The organism is Flagellimonas sp. MMG031, assembly GCF_040112705.1.
GTDB lineage: Bacteria > Bacteroidota > Bacteroidia > Flavobacteriales > Flavobacteriaceae > Flagellimonas.
Genome location: NZ_CP157804.1, coordinates 224,276 through 246,750 on the forward strand (window position 1 = coordinate 224,276; position 22,475 = coordinate 246,750).

The 22,475-nt window shown below is 44.7% G+C and carries 11 protein-coding genes and 1 pseudogene; 8 read left to right on the forward strand and 4 right to left on the reverse strand.

The genetic code is table 11. The features are described 5' to 3' along the window. The first annotated feature begins 22 nt into the window (after positions 1 to 22). Together glpK and ABNE31_RS01000 are read left to right on the forward strand one after the other, a co-directional pair. Entirely contained in the window at positions 23 to 1,519 is a 1,497-nt protein-coding gene (gene glpK, locus ABNE31_RS00995; protein ID WP_349352032.1) for a glycerol kinase GlpK, read from the forward strand. 38 nt (positions 1,520 to 1,557) lie between these two features. Further along, positions 1,558 to 2,286, forward strand: a complete 729-nt coding sequence (locus ABNE31_RS01000; RefSeq protein WP_179382923.1) for an MIP/aquaporin family protein — start codon at positions 1,558 to 1,560, stop codon at positions 2,284 to 2,286. Positions 2,287 to 2,288: 2 nt separating this feature from the next. Here ABNE31_RS01000 and ABNE31_RS01005 read toward each other — a convergent pair whose 3' ends face one another. The 4 genes and pseudogenes from ABNE31_RS01005 to ABNE31_RS01020 form a co-directional block, all read right to left on the reverse strand. Then, positions 2,289 to 3,554 (reverse strand): NAD(P)/FAD-dependent oxidoreductase, encoded by a 1,266-nt coding sequence (locus ABNE31_RS01005; RefSeq protein WP_349352033.1) that lies wholly within the window; start codon positions 3,552 to 3,554, stop codon positions 2,289 to 2,291. Beyond that, the gene (locus ABNE31_RS01010; protein ID WP_349352034.1) at positions 3,554 to 4,303 is read right to left on the reverse strand and encodes a glycerophosphodiester phosphodiesterase family protein; all 750 of its coding nucleotides are present in this window, start codon (positions 4,301 to 4,303) and stop codon (positions 3,554 to 3,556) included. Before ABNE31_RS01010 ends, ABNE31_RS01005 begins: the two co-directional genes overlap by 1 nt. A 102-nt stretch (positions 4,304 to 4,405) precedes the next feature. After that, positions 4,406 to 6,273, reverse strand: a pseudogene (locus ABNE31_RS01015) (alpha-amylase family protein). Positions 6,274 to 6,298: 25 nt separating this feature from the next. Beyond that, positions 6,299 to 7,318, reverse strand: a complete 1,020-nt coding sequence (locus ABNE31_RS01020) for a LacI family DNA-binding transcriptional regulator (RefSeq protein ID WP_179382926.1) — start codon at positions 7,316 to 7,318, stop codon at positions 6,299 to 6,301. Positions 7,319 to 7,693: 375 nt separating this feature from the next. Between ABNE31_RS01020 and ABNE31_RS01025 the strand changes: the two genes are divergently transcribed. The 6 genes from ABNE31_RS01025 (at position 7,694) to ABNE31_RS01050 (ending at position 22,470) form a co-directional block, all read left to right on the forward strand. Continuing rightward, positions 7,694 to 10,252 carry a SusC/RagA family TonB-linked outer membrane protein gene (locus ABNE31_RS01025; protein ID WP_349352035.1) on the forward strand — a complete coding sequence of 853 codons (2,559 nt, stop codon included), beginning with the start codon at positions 7,694 to 7,696 and terminating at the stop codon, positions 10,250 to 10,252. Then, a complete protein-coding gene (locus tag ABNE31_RS01030; protein ID WP_349352036.1) occupies positions 10,236 to 10,778 on the forward strand; it encodes a hypothetical protein in 543 nt (180 codons plus the stop codon). The genes ABNE31_RS01025 and ABNE31_RS01030 overlap by 17 nt, the downstream gene beginning before the upstream one ends. Positions 10,779 to 10,790: 12 nt before the next feature. After that, positions 10,791 to 12,422 carry a RagB/SusD family nutrient uptake outer membrane protein gene (locus ABNE31_RS01035; RefSeq protein ID WP_349352037.1) on the forward strand — a complete coding sequence of 544 codons (1,632 nt, stop codon included), beginning with the start codon at positions 10,791 to 10,793 and terminating at the stop codon, positions 12,420 to 12,422. Between the two features lie 162 nt (positions 12,423 to 12,584). Then, positions 12,585 to 15,890 carry an FG-GAP-like repeat-containing protein gene (locus ABNE31_RS01040; RefSeq protein ID WP_349352038.1) on the forward strand — a complete coding sequence of 1,102 codons (3,306 nt, stop codon included), beginning with the start codon at positions 12,585 to 12,587 and terminating at the stop codon, positions 15,888 to 15,890. Next, entirely contained in the window at positions 15,891 to 19,238 is a 3,348-nt protein-coding gene (locus ABNE31_RS01045) for an FG-GAP-like repeat-containing protein (protein WP_349352039.1), read from the forward strand. Continuing rightward, on the forward strand, positions 19,231 to 22,470 hold the full coding sequence (locus ABNE31_RS01050; protein WP_349352040.1) for a VCBS repeat-containing protein: 3,240 nt from the start codon (positions 19,231 to 19,233) through the stop codon (positions 22,468 to 22,470). Before ABNE31_RS01045 ends, ABNE31_RS01050 begins: the two co-directional genes overlap by 8 nt. The last annotated feature ends 5 nt before the right edge of the window (positions 22,471 to 22,475 follow it).

The following is a 22,475-nucleotide window of genomic DNA, read 5'->3' on the forward strand; positions in this document are numbered from 1 at the left end:
GAAACGCACTTAAATTAACAAAATGAATCAATATATCCTGGCTTTGGACCAAGGCACCACCAGTTCCCGTGCCGTGGTCTTCGATAAAAAGGGAACCATTATCTCCGTAGCACAAAAAGAATTCACACAACTATTCCCCAAACCTGGGTGGGTGGAACACGACCCCGATGAAATTTGGTCCACCCAAGCCGGAATGGCGGCCGAAGCTGTGAGCAAAAAGGGCATCAAAGCCTCGCAATTGGCAGCCATCGGTATCACCAATCAGCGGGAAACCGTTGTGGTGTGGGACAAAAATACCGGAGAGCCGGTGTACAATGCCATTGTTTGGCAGGACAAGCGTACAGCGGATTATTGCGATGAGCTCAAGAAAGCAGGGAAATCACAACTCATCCGTGAAAAAACGGGACTCGTGATCGATTCCTATTTTTCGGGCACCAAGGTCAAATGGATTTTGGATAATGTGGAAGGAGCCAGGGAAAAAGCCGAAGCTGGGGACTTGGTTTTGGGCACCATCGACACTTGGCTAATTTGGAAAATGACGGATGGCGAACTACATATCACCGATGTAACCAATGCTTGTCGTTCCATGCTCTTCAATATCAATACGATGGACTGGGACGATGAATTGTTGGAACTGTTGACGATTCCCAAAAGCATGCTTCCCGAAGTAAAACAGTCCAGCGAGGTGTACGGGCATACCAGTGGTAGCCTTTTCGCTACCAAAATACCGATTGCAGGGATTGCCGGTGACCAACAGGCCGCTCTTTTTGGGCAAATGTGTACCCAGCAGGGCATGGTCAAAAATACGTATGGCACGGGTTGTTTTATGTTGATGAACATTGGGGACCAACCGATTGTCTCCGAAAACAATCTTTTGACCACGGTCGCATGGAAAATCAATGGGAAAACCACCTACGCGCTTGAAGGTAGCATATTTATCGCCGGAGCCGTTGTGCAGTGGTTGCGGGATAGTTTGAACATCATCAAAACCTCTTCCGAAGTCGAGAAATTGGCAAGTTCCGTGGACAGTTCCGATGGGGTCATCTTTGTTCCGGCCTTTGCTGGTTTGGGAGCTCCCCATTGGAACCAAAAGGCGCAAGGAACCATTTTTGGGCTCACCCGAGGTAGTACCGATGCCCATATTGCAAGGGCGGCATTGGAGTCCATCGCCTACCAGACCATGGATATCCTAAAGGCCATGGAGGCGGATTCCGGCATTTCGATACAGGAACTCCGAGTGGATGGTGGGGCCACCGTAAACGATATGTTGATGCAGTTTCAGGCCGATGTATTGAATACGGTTACGGTTCGTCCCAAAATTGTGGAGACTACGGTAATGGGGGCCGCTTATTTGGCCGGATTGGCCGTTGGGTATTGGGAAAGTCCCAAAGAAATCCAAAATATCTGGGAAACCGATGTACATTTCAACCCCACCAAAGAGCGAAAAGCCATTGATGAAGGCATCGAAGGATGGTACAGGGCCATAAAAGCGCTCGAATATTGGACAGAAAATCCGTAATCTTGTCAAAACCAAACAAACACTAACATTCCTAGCATATGACTCCTTTTATTTCTGAGATCGTAGGTACTTTTTTATTGATGGTACTGGGATTGGGCGTAAATGCCAACGTTTCCCTACAAAAAACCTACGGTAATGGCTCCGGTTGGATCGTGATCACCACTGGATGGGCCTTTGCTGTGTATACTGGCGTTGTGGTCGCAGGGCCATACAGCGGAGCGCACATTAACCCAGCGGTAAGTTTTGGACTTGCTGCAGCCGGTGAATTTCCTTGGAGCGAAGTACCCAGCTATATCCTTGCCCAATTTATCGGCGCCATGTTTGCGGCATTTTGCGTGTGGCTCGTCAACAAGGACCATTTTGATGCCACCGAGGATGGCGGTACCAAAAGAGGCGTATTTTGTACCGCTCCTGCCATTCCCAACACGGGCATCAATCTGTTTTCGGAAATCTTGGGCACCTTCGTCCTTGTATTTTCCGTACTCTATTTTACGGATGCCGTGATCTCTACGAACAATGAAATCATCGGACTCGGTTCCTTGGGCGCTTTGCCGGTTTCCCTTATTGTTTGGGGCATTGGATTGTCGTTGGGTGGCACCACTGGTTATGCCATCAACCCGGCACGTGATCTGGGTCCGCGCATTGTACATGCGCTCTTGCCGTTAAAAAATAAAGGTTCCAATGGCTGGGGCTATGCATGGATTCCCGTAGCGGGACCTATTCTGGGAGGAGTAATAGCTGCTTGGGTAGCCATGCTCTTGCAATAATCTCATGAGGATATTCCTTGTGCGGCGATGTAGGCACCCGTCCATGCGTTCTGAAAGTTAAAACCGCCTGTTATGGCATCGACATTGATGATTTCTCCTGCAAAATAGAGGTTAGGATGTAGTTTGCTTTCAAAGGTTTTAAAATTGATTTCTTTTAAATCGACCCCTCCTGCGGTCACGAACTCTTCTTTAAAGGTGCTTTTGCCTTCCACCTTGAATGATGATGCAGTCAATTGCTCCGCCAAGGTCTGAAGCTGCACCTTCGTAATGTCGCCCCAACGTTCTTCTAGTGAAATTTGGGCAGCGGACACCAAACGTTGCCATAAGCGCTTGGGCAACTCGGTGAGGTTGGTGCGCATCACGGTCTTTTTGGCCTCTACGCCTTTCAATTCTTTTAGATAAGCCTCCATGGATTCGGTGCTGTAATCGGGCAACCAGTTGACCCGAATTCTAAAAGCGTAGTTATACTCGTTCAAGATATTGGCTCCCCAAGCCGACAGTTTTAAAATGGCCGGCCCGCTCATCCCCCAGTGGGTAATCAATAGTGGACCATCGGCATACAATACTGCATCCTCCCTGGCCACGCTTTTGAGGTTGAGCGATTTTGTGTCGGTATGAAACGTTTTTTTGGGCAATACCTCAACAGTTGCGTAGGTACTCAATCCTTGTATGCCTTTAATTCGTTCATCATTGATATTGAAGGTAAACAAAGAAGGCACGGGAGCCACGATATGATGTCCCAAGTCCTCCAGCAGCTTCCAGATTTTTGGGTTGCTCCCCGTGGCCAATAGCAATTTTTTGGTAGAGTACGGTTTGTTCATCGTCGTGACCTGCCATCCATCATCTATTTTAACGATGGATTTTACAGAGCTATTTTTGAGGATGTGCACCCCCAAACGTTCCGCTTGGCCCACCAAACAATCAATAATACTTTGGGAAGAATCACTTTTCGGAAAAACGCGTCCGTCTTCCTCGATCTTGAGCGGAACGCCACGTTCCTCAAAAAAGGCCATCACATCCATGGGGGCATAGGTATGGAAGGGACCTAACAACTCCTTTTCGCCCCTTGGGTAATTAGCTGTCAGCTCTTTCGGAGAAAATTCACCATGGGTTACGTTGCAGCGTCCGCCGCCTGACACCTTTACTTTGGATAGCACGGTCTTGCCCCGTTCAAAAATGGCAATGTTCAGGTTCGGTGCCTGTTCCGCAATGTGAATTGCGGCATAAAATCCGGCTGCTCCGCCCCCTACTATGATTACATCGAACATCAGTTCACTCGTTCCGGGAAGTTGGTGATAATACCGTCCACCCCGAACTCCATCATTTTTTGGATATCAGCAGGTTCGTTTACTGTCCAAGTATACACTTTGTATCCCGCTGCTTGCATTGCCGCTGTATTCTCTTGGGTCAATTGTTTAAAATAGGGATTTATGGCCACGGCGTTCAGTTCCTTGGCGACTTGCATCGCCTCTATAGGGTCATCTTCGGTCAAAACCGCGATTTGAATGTCTTTGTTCTTTTCCCTCATCGTACGGAGCTCATCCCACTTGAAGCTGGAAATCACAAAATTTTCCGGGCTCCAACCCTCTTTTTCGATATAATAGTTGACGATATGGTTCACCTTGTCGGCAGTGTCATCCCCTTTTAATTCGATATTCAGCACTACTTGGTTGTTGATCAATCTCAAAACCTCCTGTAACATTGGAATCTTGTGTCCACCATCCAAAATGAGCTGTCGAAGGTCGGCAATATTGTATTCCTCGATATTGCCCCCTGCATTGGCAAGTCTGTCCACTCTTTCATCATGGAAAACAACGACTTCCCCACTGCTTATTTTGAAAACGTCAATCTCGATCATATCTACGCCCAAATCCAAGGCTTTTTGTACCGATGCCAATGTATTCTCGGTCTCATGCCCCATGGCTCCTCGGTGACCTATCACCAATGGTTTTTTCTTCATTTCACAACTGGTTAAAAGCAAGATAGCTCCGAGAGCTGCAATACAGGTTTTCTTCATTTTTGGTTCGTTTTGGTTGATAAAAATACAATTTGCTTTGGAAATTTGGTTGATAGTGGGCCCCTTGACATTGCCGTATGCATATCATTTGTTTGAATAGTATCAAGGCAACTGAAAAATAAAGGATTCCAAGGGTTCGAGCTGCACTTGAACCTGACCTTGACCATTCTTCACTTCCAATTGCGGTTGTGTTTGTTGATACAGCATTTCTGTTAAAGGATACGTTCCATCTGTCAATTGCCATTGGGCAATCACATCTTCTGGTATTTTTAAGTTTAGGGAATAGCTTTTTTCTACATCAAAATTGGACAGCACAATCAGCTTTTCGCTATCGGACCATCGTACATAGGATAATATTCGGTGGTCATAACCTTCGGTATGGTCCTTATTGAAAAAATGGATCTCTTGATAGTTGCCCATTAGGGCTTCACTTTTGATGGTAAAGTTTAAGAGTCGCTTATAAAAATCGCGCAAATTTTTTTCTTCTTCGGATAATTGGCCACCATCAAACTTTTTATCATTAACCCAACGTTGATGATGAGGCACTCCAATATAATCGAATATCGAAGTCCGTGATGGTTTTCCAAAACCTGCATCTTCCGCCCCGGGCTCTCCCACTTCCTGACCAAAATAAATCATGGTAGGAGATGTACTGATGGTAGCGGAAACCACCATGGCCGGTTTGCCCAATTGGGCATTTCCAGCAAACTCAGGACTTGCAATACGTTGCTCATCATGGTTTTCCAGAAAATGGAGCATGTGGTGCTCTATGTCTGCCATTCCTTTTTGGACCACGGGAATATGGTCGGTCCAACCGTAGCCTTTCATAATATGTTTGATGCTATCGTAGAGTTCTACCTTGTCGTAGAGATAATCCATTTTTCCCTTATGTATATAATCTCGGTACAATTGGGGATTGTAACTTCGGCCAAGAGAAAGGCGTCAGGATTTTTCATTTTGATGTTGGAATTCAGATAGCTCCAAAATTCCACGGGTACCATCTCGGCCATATCAAACCGGAACCCGTCTACACCTAAATCCAACCAATATTGAGTAATGTCCTTAAACTTGTACCACGAATCGGGCAGGGCCTTATCCTTCCAAAATTCGTAATGTTCCTTATAATCTTTTTGACGGTATTCTTCGGGCAGTTCCTCAAAATCTTTGGTTCCGTCCGGACGTACGCCATAATTGATTTTTACAGTTTCGTACCAATCATTAAAATGGGGCCGGGCCAAGCGCGAGCCATTTCCGGTCCATTTGGCAGGAACCTCTTCAAATTTGGCATCGGCCAACCGATGCGCATCACCGCCCAATGGCAAATACCCATCTTGCCATTCGGGCACTTGGAAAGCTTCGCCAGGGATATAGTAAAAATTGTTGTTTTTATCGTAGGCTTTGGAGGTATCGTCCGAAGCACCAAAATCTTCCACACCTTCGGGATTGGTCAACCCTTCGTAGTTTCTGGCTACATGGTTGGGCACAATATCGATAATCACTTTCATCCCCGCATTGTGCGTACGCTGAACCAGCGCCTTGAACTCTTCCAGTCTTTTTGAAGGATCAACAGCCAGATCGGAATTCACATTATAATAGTCTTTCACCGCATAAGGGGATCCTGCCCTTCCCTTGACCACATCGGGATCATCATTGGAAATGCCGTAGGTGGTATAATCACGGATAACAGCATGGTGAGGCACGCCGGTATACCAGATATGGGTAATCCCCAAGTCCTTTATTTCGGTCAGGGCTTCGGTGGTAAAGTCGGCAAACTTGCCCACACCGTTTTCTTCAATGGTTCCCCAAGGTTTGTTATTCGTATTGGTATTGCCGAACAATCGGGTAAATACTTGGTAGACTACTTCTTTCTTCTTCATGGGCGGGACTGTCGGTTTTTGACTGGGTTCTTCTTTGCACGCAGATAGGATGGTCAGGATAGTCAGAAAAATGAGGGTCTGTTTTGCATTCATACCATCTGAAGCTAGGTTATGCGACTTAATGTGCAATGGAATCACGGATCACCAAGGTGGGTTCCAATATTTTGGTCTGATAGGTCTCTTCCTCCGCTTCGCTTTCTACCTTATCTATCAACATTTGGGCAGAAACCTCTCCCATTTTTTCACCGTGCTGTGCCACCACAGTGAGGCTGGGGTTGGCATATTTGGACAAAACACCATCGGTAAACCCGATAAAGGCGATATCCTCGGGAATACGCAATCCTTTTTGCTGCACCAATCGCATGCTGTAAACGGCAAATATTTCATTTACACAGAGCACAGCATCCGGGTTTTTGGTATTTAAAAAGTTTTTGATGGCCTGTTCATCCATTTCCATGGAGGGCATTTTTAGGATCATGGATTCATCCGCCTCCAATTCACTGTCCTGCAAGGCCTTCCAATAGCCTTTGGTCCTTGCCTTGCTTACGCTCAAGTAGTCGTCGGTAGTAATCAGGGCGATACGTTTTTTGCCTTGGGATATAAATTTGTTGGTAGCTTGGTAAGCCCCTAGTTCATCGTCGATAATCACCTTATCACATTCCACTTCATGAGTGATCCTATCAAACAACACCACAGGAATACCTTGCTCGGTGACTTCCTTTAAGTGATTGTAATCCCCTTTTTCCTGTGTTTGGGAAGAGAGCGACATGATAAAGCCATCGATACTGCCATTGGCCAACATTTCCATATTGATGACCTCTTTATCAAAAGATTCTTCGGACAAACAAACAATCACGTTGTAGCCCCGTGCATTGGCGTATTTTTCGATTCCACGAATAACTGTGGTAAAGAAATGATGCACAATATCGGGGATAACCACACCAATGTTTTTGGTACGCTTGTTTTTAAGACTTATGGCTATGTTATTGGGCTTGTAATTGTAGAGTTTGGCAAAGGCCTGTACCTTTTCCTTGGTATCCCTGCTGATTTCCTCGCTGTTCTTCAATGCTTTGGACACCGTGGAAATGGACACCTCGAGTTCTCTGGCTATATCTTTAAGGGTAATCTTTGCTTTCAATGACCTAATTATTTAAACGGTGCTTTACAATCCGCGCGTGAAAATTACTCATTTATGCTTCAAGAGCGTACAGAAATGGTACTTTTTTAACACAATGGACACAATTCAATAAGGACCCCAATTCCATTTAAAATCCTTACCAAAGGATAAAATTGTTATATTAGGGCCAATATTGCTATATTCACAATCCCCACTGCTTTAATTGGGAATGCAGCAAGTAGGTTGATTTAAATTTGTCGATTTAACACATTATAAAGTTATGAACACGAAACCGTTTTCGTTGTCTTTTACGATATGCTTAAATTTACATTAACCTTTTTTTTATATATGTTTAACACTTGAATTAAAATTAACTAAACTTAAATCTAATTATTTATGAAGATTACGCTACTACGAAGCTTTTTGATGCTCGGGGCATTTTTATGCTTTGGGTTGGTGAAGGCTCAAACAGTATCAGGTACCGTTTCTGATGCAAACGGACCGTTGCCAGGGGCAAGCGTATTGGTAAAAGGGACTACCAATGGTACGCAGACCGATTTTGACGGTAATTACACCCTTAACGATGTGGGAGAGGATGCTACGATAGTGTTTAGCTATATTGGTTTCCAAACCCAAGAGATTGCCGTAAATGGTCAATCTACCATTAATGTGACCTTGACCGAAGATGCGCAAGCTTTGGACGAAGTGGTAATCATTGGTTACGGCCAAACCACGGTCAAGGATGCGACCGGTGCGGTTGCTGCGGTAACTTCCGAAGAATTCAACGGAGGTGTGATCGCATCCCCAGAACAGTTGATTCAAGGTAAAACCGCGGGTGTTCAGATTACACAGGCCAGTGGTGAACCTGGTGCCGGGGTTAATCTTAGGATTAGGGGTTCCAACTCCATTCGTTCCAACAACAATCCGCTTTTCGTAGTGGACGGTATTCCACTTTCAGGGGAGTCAACAACTCCTTCAGGCGGTGACGTAATCAACGGTAGCAACGCTACAAGAAACCCATTGAACTTTATCAACCCGAACGATATCGAGAGCATGTCCATTTTGAAGGATGCTTCCGCTACGGCAATTTACGGATCTCGTGGTGCAAATGGTGTTGTAATCATTACCACTAAAAGTGGTAGAGCTGGTTCAGGTGGCGTTTGGGAATTCAACTCCAACTTGAGTATTTCCACACCTGCCAATGAGTATGACTTGTTCAATAGAGATGAGTTCTTGTCTGCAACTGCCACTGAAAGAAGTCAGGAAATTGCCGACGCTGCTGATTTCGGTTTCGATACAGATTGGCAAGACATCATCACAAGAACTGTTGCTTCACAAAACCAAAACCTTTCTTATTCCAGAAACTATGGTAGCGGTAACGTAAGAGCTACTTTCTCTTACAGCAAGCAATTTGGTGTGATTGAAAAATCTGCGCAAGAGCGTATCACAGGAAGAATCAATGCAAGCCAAAGGTTCTTGGACGATAAGTTGCGTTTGACCCTTCAAGCTTCGCTTTCCCGTGTGAACGATGATGCCCCACCAATTAGTGGTGGTTCTGGAGCTAGTGGTAACTTGATTGGTGCTGCCTACTCGGCTAACCCAACTTGGCCTTCAAGTCCAGATTTCTTTTTGGAAGGTAACCAGTTGAACCCAGCCAACTACTTGGCTAGCTGGCAATCTGTAACCAACACCAACCGTGCATTGATCAACGTTTCTGCAGAATACGATATTCTGGACGAGTTGACTGCCAAGGTAAGTGTAGGTTACGATGATTCGGATGCAGATGCGATTACTTCCATTTCCGCAAGAGCCAACAACTTTAACCGTGTTACTGGAAATGGTCAAACCGCTTTCAACAACTTGAACGCTACCAGCCAACTGTTGGAAGCTACCCTTAACTACAAAAAGGATTTCGACAATTCTTCTTTAGATGTTATTGTAGGTTATTCCTTCCAGGATTTCCGTAGAAGAGGATTCAACTCTCAAGGATGGCAAGCACCTACCCAAGACTTGAATGCTATGGGTGAGCTTTTGATCGACGATGTGAACAGCATCCGTAACAGCATCACTGGACCATACCAGCAAGCTGGGTTTGCTCCTAACGGCACTTTCGTAAACAGTATCAATCCTTTTGAGGATACAGCAACTTTGGATATTACCTCCGGTAACTACACCTCTGTTTGGATTGACACTTTCGATAATACAGACGAATTGCAATCTTATTTTGCAAGGGCGAATTATAGCTTGATGGACAAATTCTTATTTACGGCTACCGTAAGAGCGGATGGTTCTTCAAGATTTGGTGGAAACAATCAATATGGTTACTTCCCATCCGGTGCTTTTGCCTGGAAATTGAACGAGGAAGACTTTATTGGTGACGCTTTCTCCACCTTGAAATTGAGATTGGGTGCTGGTATCACCGGTAACCAAGAAGGTTTGGGTTATGCCAACTTCTTAAGAAGGGTACGTTTTGGAGGACCTGGTATCACTGACAGTGGTGACATCATTAGACCAGGTGCACAGACAGTAGCCGTACAGAACCCAGATTTGAAATGGGAGTCTACTTTGGATCTGAACGTTGGTTTGGATTTCGGTATAAATATGGATAGATTCAGTGGATCTGTTGACTTGTACCGTAAAGAAACAAGAGACCTATTGTTCAGACAAGGTGCTGCAGCCCCTGCTGCCGACCCATTCGTGTTCAAAAACCTAGAGAATGGCACAGTAATCAACCAAGGTGTTGAAGTCGCGTTGAACTATGACTTCGTTCAAACACAGGATGTAACATTCTCCACTTCCTTCAACGTAGCTTACAACAAGAACACCGTGGAAGGTTTGAATGGTATTACCGCTAACTTCGGTGCATTGAACGGACCTGGTCTTACCGATGCATTCGCGCAACGTTTGGGAGAAGGTAGATCTTTGTTTCTCCTTCTACATGGCCGAGTATTCTGAAGACAGCAGTGGAAATCCAAACTTCAACCCTGATCAAAAAGATTTCGTGGGAGAAGATGGTCTTCCTGATGTAAACGCTGGTCTATCCCTTAACCTTAGGGTTAAAAACTGGGATGCTTCAGCTTTCTTCACAGGTCAGTTTGGATTCTCAGTATATAACAATACTGCCAACGCCTTCTTGAACAGACCAACGTTTGAAACTACAAGAAACGTTGACCCAAGAGGTTTGGAAGTTAATGTAAGCCAAGAGGTATCTACCCTGTATTTGGAAAAAGGTGATTTTGTTAGATTGCAGAACGCCAACATCGGATACAATGTCCCATTGAGCGGAGAAGGAGCCTTGAAAAGCCTAAGATTGTCACTAACCGGACAAAACTTGTTTTTGATTACCGATTATAGCGGATTGGATCCAGAAGTATCCTCCAACACAGGAGACTTCGGTACTGGTATCCCCAGTGCAAGTATAGATTACACTGCGTTCCCACGACCAAGAACAGTAACTTTGGGAATCAACGCTAAATTTTAAAAAAAAAGAGCAATGAGAAATATTTTAAAACAAACGAACAGATATTTGGCACTTCCCTTGCTAGCAGGTGTCATGCTGACTTCCTGTACCGATTTGGAAGTAGAGCCAACTGATTCATTACTGGCGGAGGGTTTCACGGGAATTGAAACCGCTGAGGCCGCATCCAGCCAGGTGACTGCAATGTACAACGATTTGTATGGCTATTTTGGCACGCAGGCTAACCTGTATGCATTGAATGAAGTAACCACAGACGCCCTTTTGGTACCCACCAGAGGTTCTGACTGGGGTGATAATGGAATTTGGAGACAGTTGCACCAGCATTCCTGGACTCCTGAGCACCAATATATTTTAGGTGTTTGGAACGAATGGAACGGGTTGCAATTGCAGGCCAGCGAAGTTTTGGATTCTAGATCAGCTTCCTCAACCGAAGCGGTTGGTCATGCTGCCTTCATCAGAGGACTGTCCATGTTCATTATCTTGGACAACTTTGGACAAGTACCTTACAGGGACACTGAGTCTGCAGACCCATTGGGAGATCCAGATGTTTTGACGGGTGAGGACGCTGTATCCTTTATTTTGAGTGATTTGGATACTGCTATCTCCAATCTGCCAACATCATCTGCTGGTGACGACAATTCAAGAGCTACCAAGGCTGCCGCTAGATACTTAAAAGCAAAAGTGCTTTTGAACAGACATATCTACAATGGATCAGGAACTCCTGATTCCGCTGATATGAGTGAAGTTATCTCTTTGGTAGATGGTATTGAAGGCGATGGCTATGAGTTGGCTGACAATTACTTCGACATCTTTGTACCAGGAGGTGACACTGAAACTATTTTTTACGTACAGGCTTCCGCAGGTGCTAGAATTTTCAACACTTTGCACTATAACTCTACCGAGTTAGGTGGTGGTGGTTGGAATGGTTTCAGCACCTTGGCAGAGTTTTACGACTTGTTCGAAGGAGATGCCAACAGCAACAGAGGCCTTAACGATGGCACCTTGCAGGATGGTCAAGAAACCCGTAGAGGATTTGTTCCTCCAAGCGGAATTGCCTTTGACGGATCTTACGGTACTGACGAAAACAGCGATGGTATCGTTGACGGTTCCAATGTTGGTTTCGGATTCTTGATTGGACAACAATATGGACCCAACGGTGCTGCACTTGAAGACAGAAATGGTAGCCCGTTGAGTTTTACCCGAGAATTTGTTAGTGCTGTAGACGGACAACCAAGCTTGGTTGACAACAACGAAGTAACGGGTATCCGTGTGATCAAGTACAACCCAAGGGATGGTGCTTTCGCTAACCATATCATCTTCTTCAGATATTCAGATGCGTATTTGATGAAAGCCGAAGCTATGATGAGAAGTGGTGGTGACCCAACCGCTATGATCAATGAGTTGAGAACCCTTAGGGGAGCTGCTCCTCTTGGAACAGTTACAGAGCAAGATCTTTTGGATGAAAGAGCTCGTGAGCTGTACACTGAAGGTTGGAGAAGAAACGATTTGATTCGCTTTGGGCAGTACACCAAAGATTGGGACTTCAAAGAAGCTGACGCTGTGGGCAACCCAGATCGTCAATTGTTCCCAATTCCATCTGCACAACTTATTCTTAATCCTAACTTGGTGCAGAACCCAGGATACTAGTAATTCAAAGTTTAAGCTGTTTAATATAGGAAGAGACCACCGATTGGTGGTCTTTTCTTTTTGCATTGTACATCATTAGTCAATTATTAATTCTTTCTTAGAAAAACATTAATGTATTTGATGTTCGCCATGCGAAGGAATTATTTATATTACCCCCTGCTATTGAAGAAAGAAATGAAAGGACAGTTCTGGATACTTTTTGGAGTCTTGACGACCTTAATAAGCTGCGGTACCCAACAACAGGAGACTCTTTTTGTGTTGAAAGAAGCCAAGCAAACAGGTATCACTTTCAGCAATAGCCTAAAACAAACTCCTGAACTTAATATTCTCAACTACCTTTATTTTTATAATGGCGCTGGGGTCGCTTCTGGCGATTTCAATAGCGATGGACTGCCCGACCTATACTTCACCTCCAATCAAGGGGAAGACAAACTATACCTCAATCAAGGTAATTTTAAATTCAAGGATGTTACCAAGGAATCCAACCTAAGGAATAATGATGGATGGACCACTGGGGTAACCCATGCCGATGTCAACAATGACGGTTTACTGGATATTTACGTCTGCAAAGTTGGAGATCATGGCATTATTCGTGGGCAAAACCTACTATACATCAATCAAGGGAACAACGCAAAAGGTATCCCAACATTTAAGGAAGAAGCCCAAAAATATGGTCTGGACTTTATAGGCTATGCTACCCAAGCTGCCTTTTTCGATTACGACTTGGACGGTGATCTGGACATGTACCTCCTTAACCACTCCGTAAACCCCAATCGTTCCTACGGAAAAGGGGCCAAAAGAAAAATCGTCGATTCCATGTCGGGCGATATCCTTTTTGAAAATCAAAATGGAGCTTTTATCGATGTATCCAAGAAAGCCGGTATCTTCCAAGGAACCATCGGGTATGGACTTGGGCTTGCCATAAGCGACATCAATAACGACGGTTATCCCGACATTTATATCGGTAACGACTTTTTTGAAAATGACTACCTCTACATCAACCAAAAGGATGGCACCTTTAGGGAAACCATCTCCGAGAACGACCAGAAGCTAGGACATACCACCCACTTTTCCATGGGGAACGATATTGCCGATATCAACAACGATGGCCTTTCCGACATTCTTTCGTTGGATATGCTTCCCGAAGACTTGGAAACGTATAAAACATCTGGGTTGGAATACGCCTATCCAGTGTACCAACAGTTCTTAAAAAATGGTTTCGCTCCCCAGTACATGCAAAACACCCTTCACTTGAATCTGGATGGGGAAAATTTTGGGGAAATTGCCAACCTGAGCGGAATCGACGCCACGGAATGGTCCTGGGGCGCCCTATTTGCCGATTACGACAACGACGGGTTCAAGGACCTATTCATTTCCAACGGCATACAGGGCGTAACCAATAACATGGATTATATCAACTATATATCCAATGAAGAAATCCAACGAAACATTGAAACAGGGCTATCGGACAAGGACATGGAACTGATTGACCGGTTGCCCAAAAAGAAAGTGCAGAACTATTTTTATAAAAACAACGGCGGGGCTCATTTCAATAATGTCACCAAAACGTGGGGGCCTCAGATAGATTCCTATAGCAATGGATGCGTATATACCGATCTGGACAATGATGGGGATCTTGATATTGTAGTGAACAATGTCAACCAAGAAGCTTTTGTGATGGAAAACACCCTAAGCGAGGGGAATTTCATCAAAATGGCCTTTAAAGGAAGTGAAAAAAATACCTTTGGTATAGGCACCAAGGTTATTCTGTTTCATCAAAAAGGAAAATCGGTTCAAGAAAACATCCCAACACGCGGCTTTATGTCCGCAAAGGACAATACCTTAACCTTTGGTGTTGGCTACGATTCCATAATTGATTCGCTCCATGTGGTTTGGCCATCAGGAAAGTTTGAAACGCTCAAAAACGTAAAAGCCAATCAACTTTTAAAAGTTGACCATTCCAATGCCAGTGGCAATTATTACGAAAAACCCGTTAAAAAAAAGCAACTACATTATAATCCGTCCTCACGGAACCTCAATTTTGTGCACAAGGAATACCCCACCTTGGACTTTGATCGGAATCCATTGGTTCCATTTGCCCATTCAAATGAGGGACCTTCGGTAAGCGTAGCCGATATCAATAATGACGGATTGGACGACGTCTTTATTTCTGGAGGCAAAAAACAGGGTTCCAAACTATATCTTCAGGATCAACAGGGAAACTACAACGACCATCAACCAGAACTCTTTGAAGAAGATGCCATAGCAGAGGACGTTGACCAAGTATTTGTGGACGTAGACAACGATATGGACCTCGATATTGTGGTGGTAAGCGGCGGAAACGAGTTTACAAGCGGCAACCCATTACAGCCGAGATTGTATCGCAACAATGAAGGGATACTGGAGAAAGACAACAACGCCTTCCATCAAATAGAAATCAACGCCGCTAAGGTCGATGCTGTGGATATAGACAATGATGGCGACATGGACCTTATGATTTCATCCAATGCGGTTTCGACCAAATTTGGGGAGAAAAGCCAACAATACCTCCTCGAAAATAACGGTAAGGGCAAATTCCAAAACATCACCGCTTCATTCGCTCCGGAATTACAAAATTTAGGCAACATTAAAGACTTTGTTTGGCAAGATTTGGACGGAAATGGCTATATAGATCTTATTGCCGCAGGGCACTGGAATCCCATCTCTATCTTTTTGAACGATGGCAAAACACTATCCCTCCAAAAAAATAATGGACTCGACAACACCCATGGTTGGTGGAACACACTAGAGCTTGCAGATTTTGACAACGATGGCGATCTGGACATACTGGCCGGAAACTGGGGCCTAAACACCAAATTTGACGCTTCCGTTGAAAAACCAATCACTTTGTACATCAACGATTTTGATGACAATGGGTCTATTGAGACTGTTGTGACCCATTTTCATGGGGACCGGGAGACTGCCTTTGCCTCAAAGGATGAGTTGGCCAAACAAATGCCCTCTTTGAACAAAAAATTCCTGTTTTACGAAGACTTTGCCAAAGCATCCTTGGATGAACTCTTTGGAAAAGACAAATTGAATGAAGCCATCCAAAGAAAAGTATATCTGCTAAGCACCTCCTATTTTGAGAATGATGGCAATAACAACTTTACCCTAAGAACATTGCCGCATTTGGTACAGTCATCTTCGGTAAACGATATACAGTTGGTAAAAAACGATCAAGGAAAGATTAATGAAATATTAATGGTGGGCAATAATTTTGAGATAAGCACTCAACTTGGTAGATTGGATGCTTCACACGGATTTTTGTTGCAGAATGACGACAGCGGGAACATTAGCTGGGAGCGTAGTCTGGGCATTTCCGGTGCAGCCAGAAAAATTGCAAAAATAAACAACAATGGGAACGAAGAATTCATCATTACGATGAACAATGCTGCTCCCATTTTTTTGGTTAAAAAAGAACGTTAGATGAAACTGAAATATATCACCCTATCCCTTGTACTACTAGGTCTATCTGCCTGCAACAGCAAAAAAGAAGACCAAACCGCACAAGAAGCGAAAAAAGAGACCCTTTTCACGTTGCTCTCACCTGAGGAAAGTGGCGTTACCTTCATCAACAAAGTAGAGAACAGAAAGGATTTCAACATTTTTAAATACCGAAACTTTTACAACGGAGGTGGCGTGGCCATCGGCGACGTGAACAACGACGGGCTTCAGGATATTTACCTTACCGGAAACATGGAACCCAACAGACTTTATCTCAACAAGGGCAACATGAAGTTCGAGGATATTTCCGAGCAGGCCGGGGTACTGGGGAACAAACCTTGGTCCACTGGGGTGGTTATGGTGGACATCAACCACGATGGCCTTCTGGACATCTATGTCTGTAATGCAGGGAACATGGAAGGCAATAACCACGACAACGACCTCTACATCAACAACGGGGATTTGACCTTTACCGAAAAAGCAGAAGAATACAACTTGGCCAAAACAGGCTTTACCACACATGCCTCCTTTTTTGATTATGACAAGGATGGCGATTTGGACGCCTATATCCTCAACAACAGCAACATCCCCGTTAGCAGCCTTGGTTATGCGGAACAACGAGACGTAAGGGCGCAAGACTGGGAAGGTGTTCCAGATATTTTTAAGGGTGTGGGCGATATGCTGCTGCGCAATGACGACGGTAAATTTGTGGATGTCAGCGAAGAAGCCGGCATTTACGGAAGTCTTATCGGATTTGGTCTTGGTGTTTTGGTTACCGATTTTAACGGAGACCTTTACCCAGATATCTACGTATCCAACGATTTTTATGAAAGGGACTACCTCTATATCAACCAAAAAGATGGCACTTTTAGTGAGGAAATCAACGACTGGACCTCCCATTTGAGCCTATCCGCCATGGGAATCGACGTGGCCGACATCAACAATGATGGACATAACGATATTTTTATCACCGATATGCTTCCGGAGAAAGAGCATCGGGTTAAATCAGTGATGGAATTTGAAGGGTACAACGTATTTAACCTGAAACAGAATAAGGATTTCGGACAACAGTACATTCAAAATACCTTACAGCTCAACAATGGCAACGGCACTTTTTCCGAAGTTGCCTACTACAGCGGCATACACGCCACCGATTGGAGCTGGGCCGGCCTTATGTTCGATATGGACAATGATGGTCTTAAGGACATTTTTATCACCAACGGTATCAACCACGACCTGACGGATTTGGATTTTGTGGATTTCTTCGCCAACGAGATTGTGCAAAAAATGGCGCTGACCGGAAAAAAGGAGTCCATAGACTCCATCATCAACAAAATGCCCATAAAGCCACAGCCCAACTATGCATACAAGAACAATGGCGATATTTCCTTTACCAATGCAAATGAGGAATGGGGTTTTGAGCTCCCCTCCCGCTCCAATGGTGCCGCCTATGGCGATTTGGACAACGATGGGGATTTGGACCTAGTCATCAATAACGTGAACACTCCCGCTTACATTTATAAAAACAATACGGAGTCCCAGTTGAACAATAACTACATACAGCTCAAGTTCAAAGGACCCCAAGGCAACCCTTTTGGCGTGGGCACTTTGGCCAAGCTTTATTTCGATGGAAATATTGTCAACCAAGAATTGATTCCCTCAAGAGGATTTCAATCCTCCATCCAGTACGATATGACCATTGGACTGGGAAAAACCGCTCAATTGGATTCCATCCGCATCGTTTGGCCCGATGAACGCACCCAGAAATTTGAAAACGTACAAGCCAATCAAGTCCTGAATATAGAACATACCAATGCAACCGAAACCTACGTCCTTCCAAAAAAGGAGGTGAAAAAATCCTATCTCAAGGAAATGGATGCCAATTTTGCGGCTGCACATCAGGAGGATAGCTACAATGATTTTGATTACGAAGGATTGATTTCCCACAAACTTTCCCAAGAGGGACCCTCCCTTGCGGTTGCCGATGTTGACGGCGATGGCAACGAAGACTTCTTTATCGGAGGCGCCAAAGGTCAGCCTGGAATCGTATACCTGCATCGAGGTAATGGCAGGATAACTGCAAAAAACAGTGCTTCCCTCGAAGCTGACAAGAATTTTGAGGACGTGGCCGCAGCTTTTTTTGATGCTGATGGCGATGGGGACCTCGATTTGGTCGTTGGCTCAGGAGGCAACAATGTGGGCATGGAGCGTACATACGTTGCCCGACTTTACCTCAATGATGGCAATGGGAACTTTTCAAAATCAGGGAATGAACTGCCATCCACCTATAAAAACATCGCGACCATAGCACCGCATGACTATGACGATGACGGCGACATAGACCTATTTATAGGCTCCCGAAGCGTAGTTGGCGTGTACGGAATCTCTCCAGACCACCTGTTATTGGAAAATATGGGTGATGGCACCTTTACCGATGTTACCGAACGTTTGGGGTACGATTTAAAAGATGCCGGAATGGTGACCGATTCCCAATGGCAGGACATGGACGGGGACGGTAAAAAAGATTTGATCGTCACCGCAGAATGGGACACCCCAAAAATCTATAAAAACACGGGAAGGAGATTGACCAAAATGGACAGCTCTCTGGACAGCCTCTACGGATGGTGGAATACCGTGGAGACCGCAGACTTGGATGGTGATGGCGACCAGGACTTGATTCTGGGCAACCAAGGTCTAAACCTACATTACAAGCCCACGGAATATGCCCCGATGAAACTCTACATCAACGATTATGACAACAACGGGACCATAGAGCAGATTATGACCCTTCAGGAAAATGGAGGGGATTATCCCATTCACCAAAAAAGGGAACTCACCGAACAATTACCCAACCTCAAAAAGCAAAACCTCAAGGCTTCTGATTATGCCCACCGAACGATTCACCAACTATTCCCTGAAGAGGTAATGGCCAAATCGATAGTGAAAAAAGCGGAAACCTCAGCATCAGTAATCGCCATAAATGAAGGCAACGGTACGTTTACGATCAAAAATCTTCCCGCTCGGGTACAGTTGTCCTGCGTTTGTGATATCACTTGTACTGATGTCAACAACGATGGCAATTTGGATTTGATCATGGCCGGGAACAACTACGAATTCAAACCGCAATTTTCCCGATTGGATGCCAGCCAAGGCAATCTCCTTTTGGGCGATGGGCAGCTTGGCTTTACATGGCAAGATTATGAAACCAGTGGATTCAAGGTTCGGGATGAAGTAAAATACCTGAAGCAATTCAAGGACAAAAACGGAAAAACTTACGTTATTGCGGCCGTAAACAATAACAAACCAAAGATTTTTGCCATCAATGAATAGGTTTCTCATCATAATATTGATTACCCTTGGTGTTGTCTCCTGCAAAAAGGAAGGGAGTCTTTTTGAAAACCCCGAATCCCAAAAAACAGGAGTTGAGTTTACGAATACCCTCACCCCTACTGATGATTTGAGCATATTGGATTACCTGTACTTCTACAACGGAGGAGGCGTATCCATCGGCGATATCAACAATGATGGCTTGCCGGACATCTTCTTCAGTGGAAACCAAGTCAAGAACAAATTGTACCTCAACAAGGGCAACCTACAGTTTGAGGACATCTCGACCTCCGCAGGAATAGAAGGCAATAGCAGTTGGAATACCGGCACCACCATGGCCGACATTAACGGGGATGGCTTATTGGACATCTACGTTTGTGCCGTAGTGGGCATTAATGGCTTCAATGGCTTCAATGAGCTGTATATCAACAATGGGGACAATACCTTTACCGAAAGTGCCGCGCAATATGGGCTGGATTTCGACTCGTATAGTTCCAACGCCTCTTTTTTTGATTATGACCTTGATGGCGATTTGGACCTCTATCTACTTAACCATGCCGTACATACCCAAAACTCCTTTGGACGTTTTGACCTGCGGTACGAACGTCGGTACGAAACTGGGGACAAACTGCTCCGCAACGACAACGGAAAGTTTACCGATGTAAGTGAAGAAGCCGGCATCTACGGCGGAATCAATGGATACGGACTTGGATTGGCCATTGCTGATTTTAATCAAGATGGCTACCCCGATATTTATGTGGGCAACGACTTCCACGAGGACGATTACTACTACCTCAACAATGGCGACGGAACCTTTACCGAAAGCCTAAAAAAATATTTTGGTCACACCTCCAGATTTTCCATGGGGAACGACGTGGCCGACATCAACAACGATGGCCGCCCTGATTTTCTTTCCTTGGATATGCTTCCCGAAGACGAAGTGGCACTAAAATCATCGGAAGGGGACGACAATGTCCAAACCCAAAAAATGCGCATCGACCGTTTTGGGTACCACTATCAGTTTACCCGCAACATGCTTTTTGTGAACCAACCCGATGGCAACTTCATGGAAACCGCGCTAATGAGCGGCATCGCTGCTACGGATTGGAGTTGGAGCGCCCTCTTTGGTGATTACGACCTGGACGGACAACAAGACGTCTTTATTTCGAACGGGATTCCGAAAAGACCGAACGACCTTGATTTTATCAAATTTGTGTCCACAGAACAAATCAAACAAAAAATCGACAATACTAAACTGGTGGACCAAAAAGCACTGGAGCTGATGCCTTCGGGCAATGTTCATAACTACGTATTTAAGGGAAACAAAGACCTGCAATTTCAGGATATGTCCGAAATATGGGTGACCAAGGATACCCTGATTTCCGGTGCCACCGCAATGGGCGATTTGGATGGTGACGGTGATTTGGATTTGGTTACCAACAATATCGACCATCCCGCATCGCTCTACATCAACAAAACCAACGGAAAGGGCAATTACCTAAAGGTAAAGTTCCACTATACCAAGAATAATAGATTCGGTATTGGCACCAAGGTGTATGCTTACAACAAGGAAGGACTTCAATTTAAGGAACTATTTACCACTCGCGGGTTTCAGGCCTCTTCCGAACCTATGGTTCATTTTGGATATGCCTCGGACCAGCCTTTGGATTCCTTAAAAATTATTTGGCCCGATAAAACCTATCAAGTGCTGACGAACGTCAACTTGAACCAAACATTGACCATAAGTCCATCCAATACCCGACCGTTTGATTACGGCAGCATTAGTGCAAAGAAACAACCGATGTTTACTCCCGTGAACAATAGATTGGGCTTGGACTTTACACATGTGGAGGACAATTATACCGATTTTAACCGTGAAAAACTGATTCCCTATCAGATTTCCGATAGAGGTCCCGCCCTTGCCATTGGGGATTTAACAGGCGATGGAAAAGAAGATGTCTTTTTTGGAGGGTCCAAGTACATATCCTCCCGAATCTTTGTGCAACAGGATTCCATATTTGTGCCGAAACGTTTTGATAGCCTTCAAAAAGACTCCATCAAAGAGATAGTTTCCGCGAGCATTGCAGACTTTGACAATGACGGCAAGAATGATATTATCACCAGTTCCGGCGGCGGTGACTTTTATGGAACTTCGGAGGCTCTTTTAGATGCTTTTTACGTACAAAAAGACACTGTATTTGAAGCCGTTGCACTACCAGAAATCTACCAAAACTCCTCGGTCGTCAAACCTTTCGACTTTGATGATGATGGTGATTTGGACGTGTTTATTGGTGGACATACACTAACCGGTAAATTTGGAACCCTGGCCACCTCGGTTTTGCTCGAGAACCAAGGAGGCAAATTTAAAGCCAGAAAAGAGTTTGAATCGTTCGCCAAAGGGATGGTTACCGATGCCATTTGGAGCGATTTTGATGGGGATTCCATCACCGACCTTATTTTGGTCGGGGAATGGATGGCCCCAAAATTCTTAAAATACCAGAACGGAGCGTTCACCGAAGTGGCACAATTGGATTTGACCGGACTTTGGCAGACCATTGAACCCTTTGATATGGATGGTGACGGGGACATGGACTACCTTTTGGGCAACTGGGGCACCAATTCCAAGTTTAAGGCATCCAAAAAACACCCCATGAGGCTTTATTTCAACGATTTTGATGAAAATGGTCAGACCGAGACCATCACAGCCATGGAAAAGAACGGGAACTACTATGCCTTGGAAACCTTGGACGGACTAGCATCGCAATTGGTTTATCTCAAAAAGAAATATACCACTTACAAATCCTTTGCCGGACAGACCATCGAAGAAATTTTCGGGGAAGATGCTTTGGATGCATCGACACTGTTGGAAGTAAACACCTTACAATCGGGCTATGCCAGAAACGACGGTGGCACATTTACCTTTGTCCCGTTCAACAATGCGCTTCAGGTATCTCCCATCATGTCCATTCTAGTGGACGATTTCGATGGGGATGGCAAAAAGGAAGCACTTTTGGGAGGTAATTATTTTGGGGTAAAGCCCTACCACGGCAGATTGGACTCGTTTCCGGGCGCCCTTATCAAAAATGAAGATGATATCGTTTTAGGAAACCAACTTGGGTTGGATTTTACCAAAAAATCGGTTCGTCATCTACAAACTTTTACAGTACAAAATCAAAAATATGTGTTGGCCGTCTTCAATGATGATGTAGCACAAGTATATAAAATCAATAAGTAATCGTT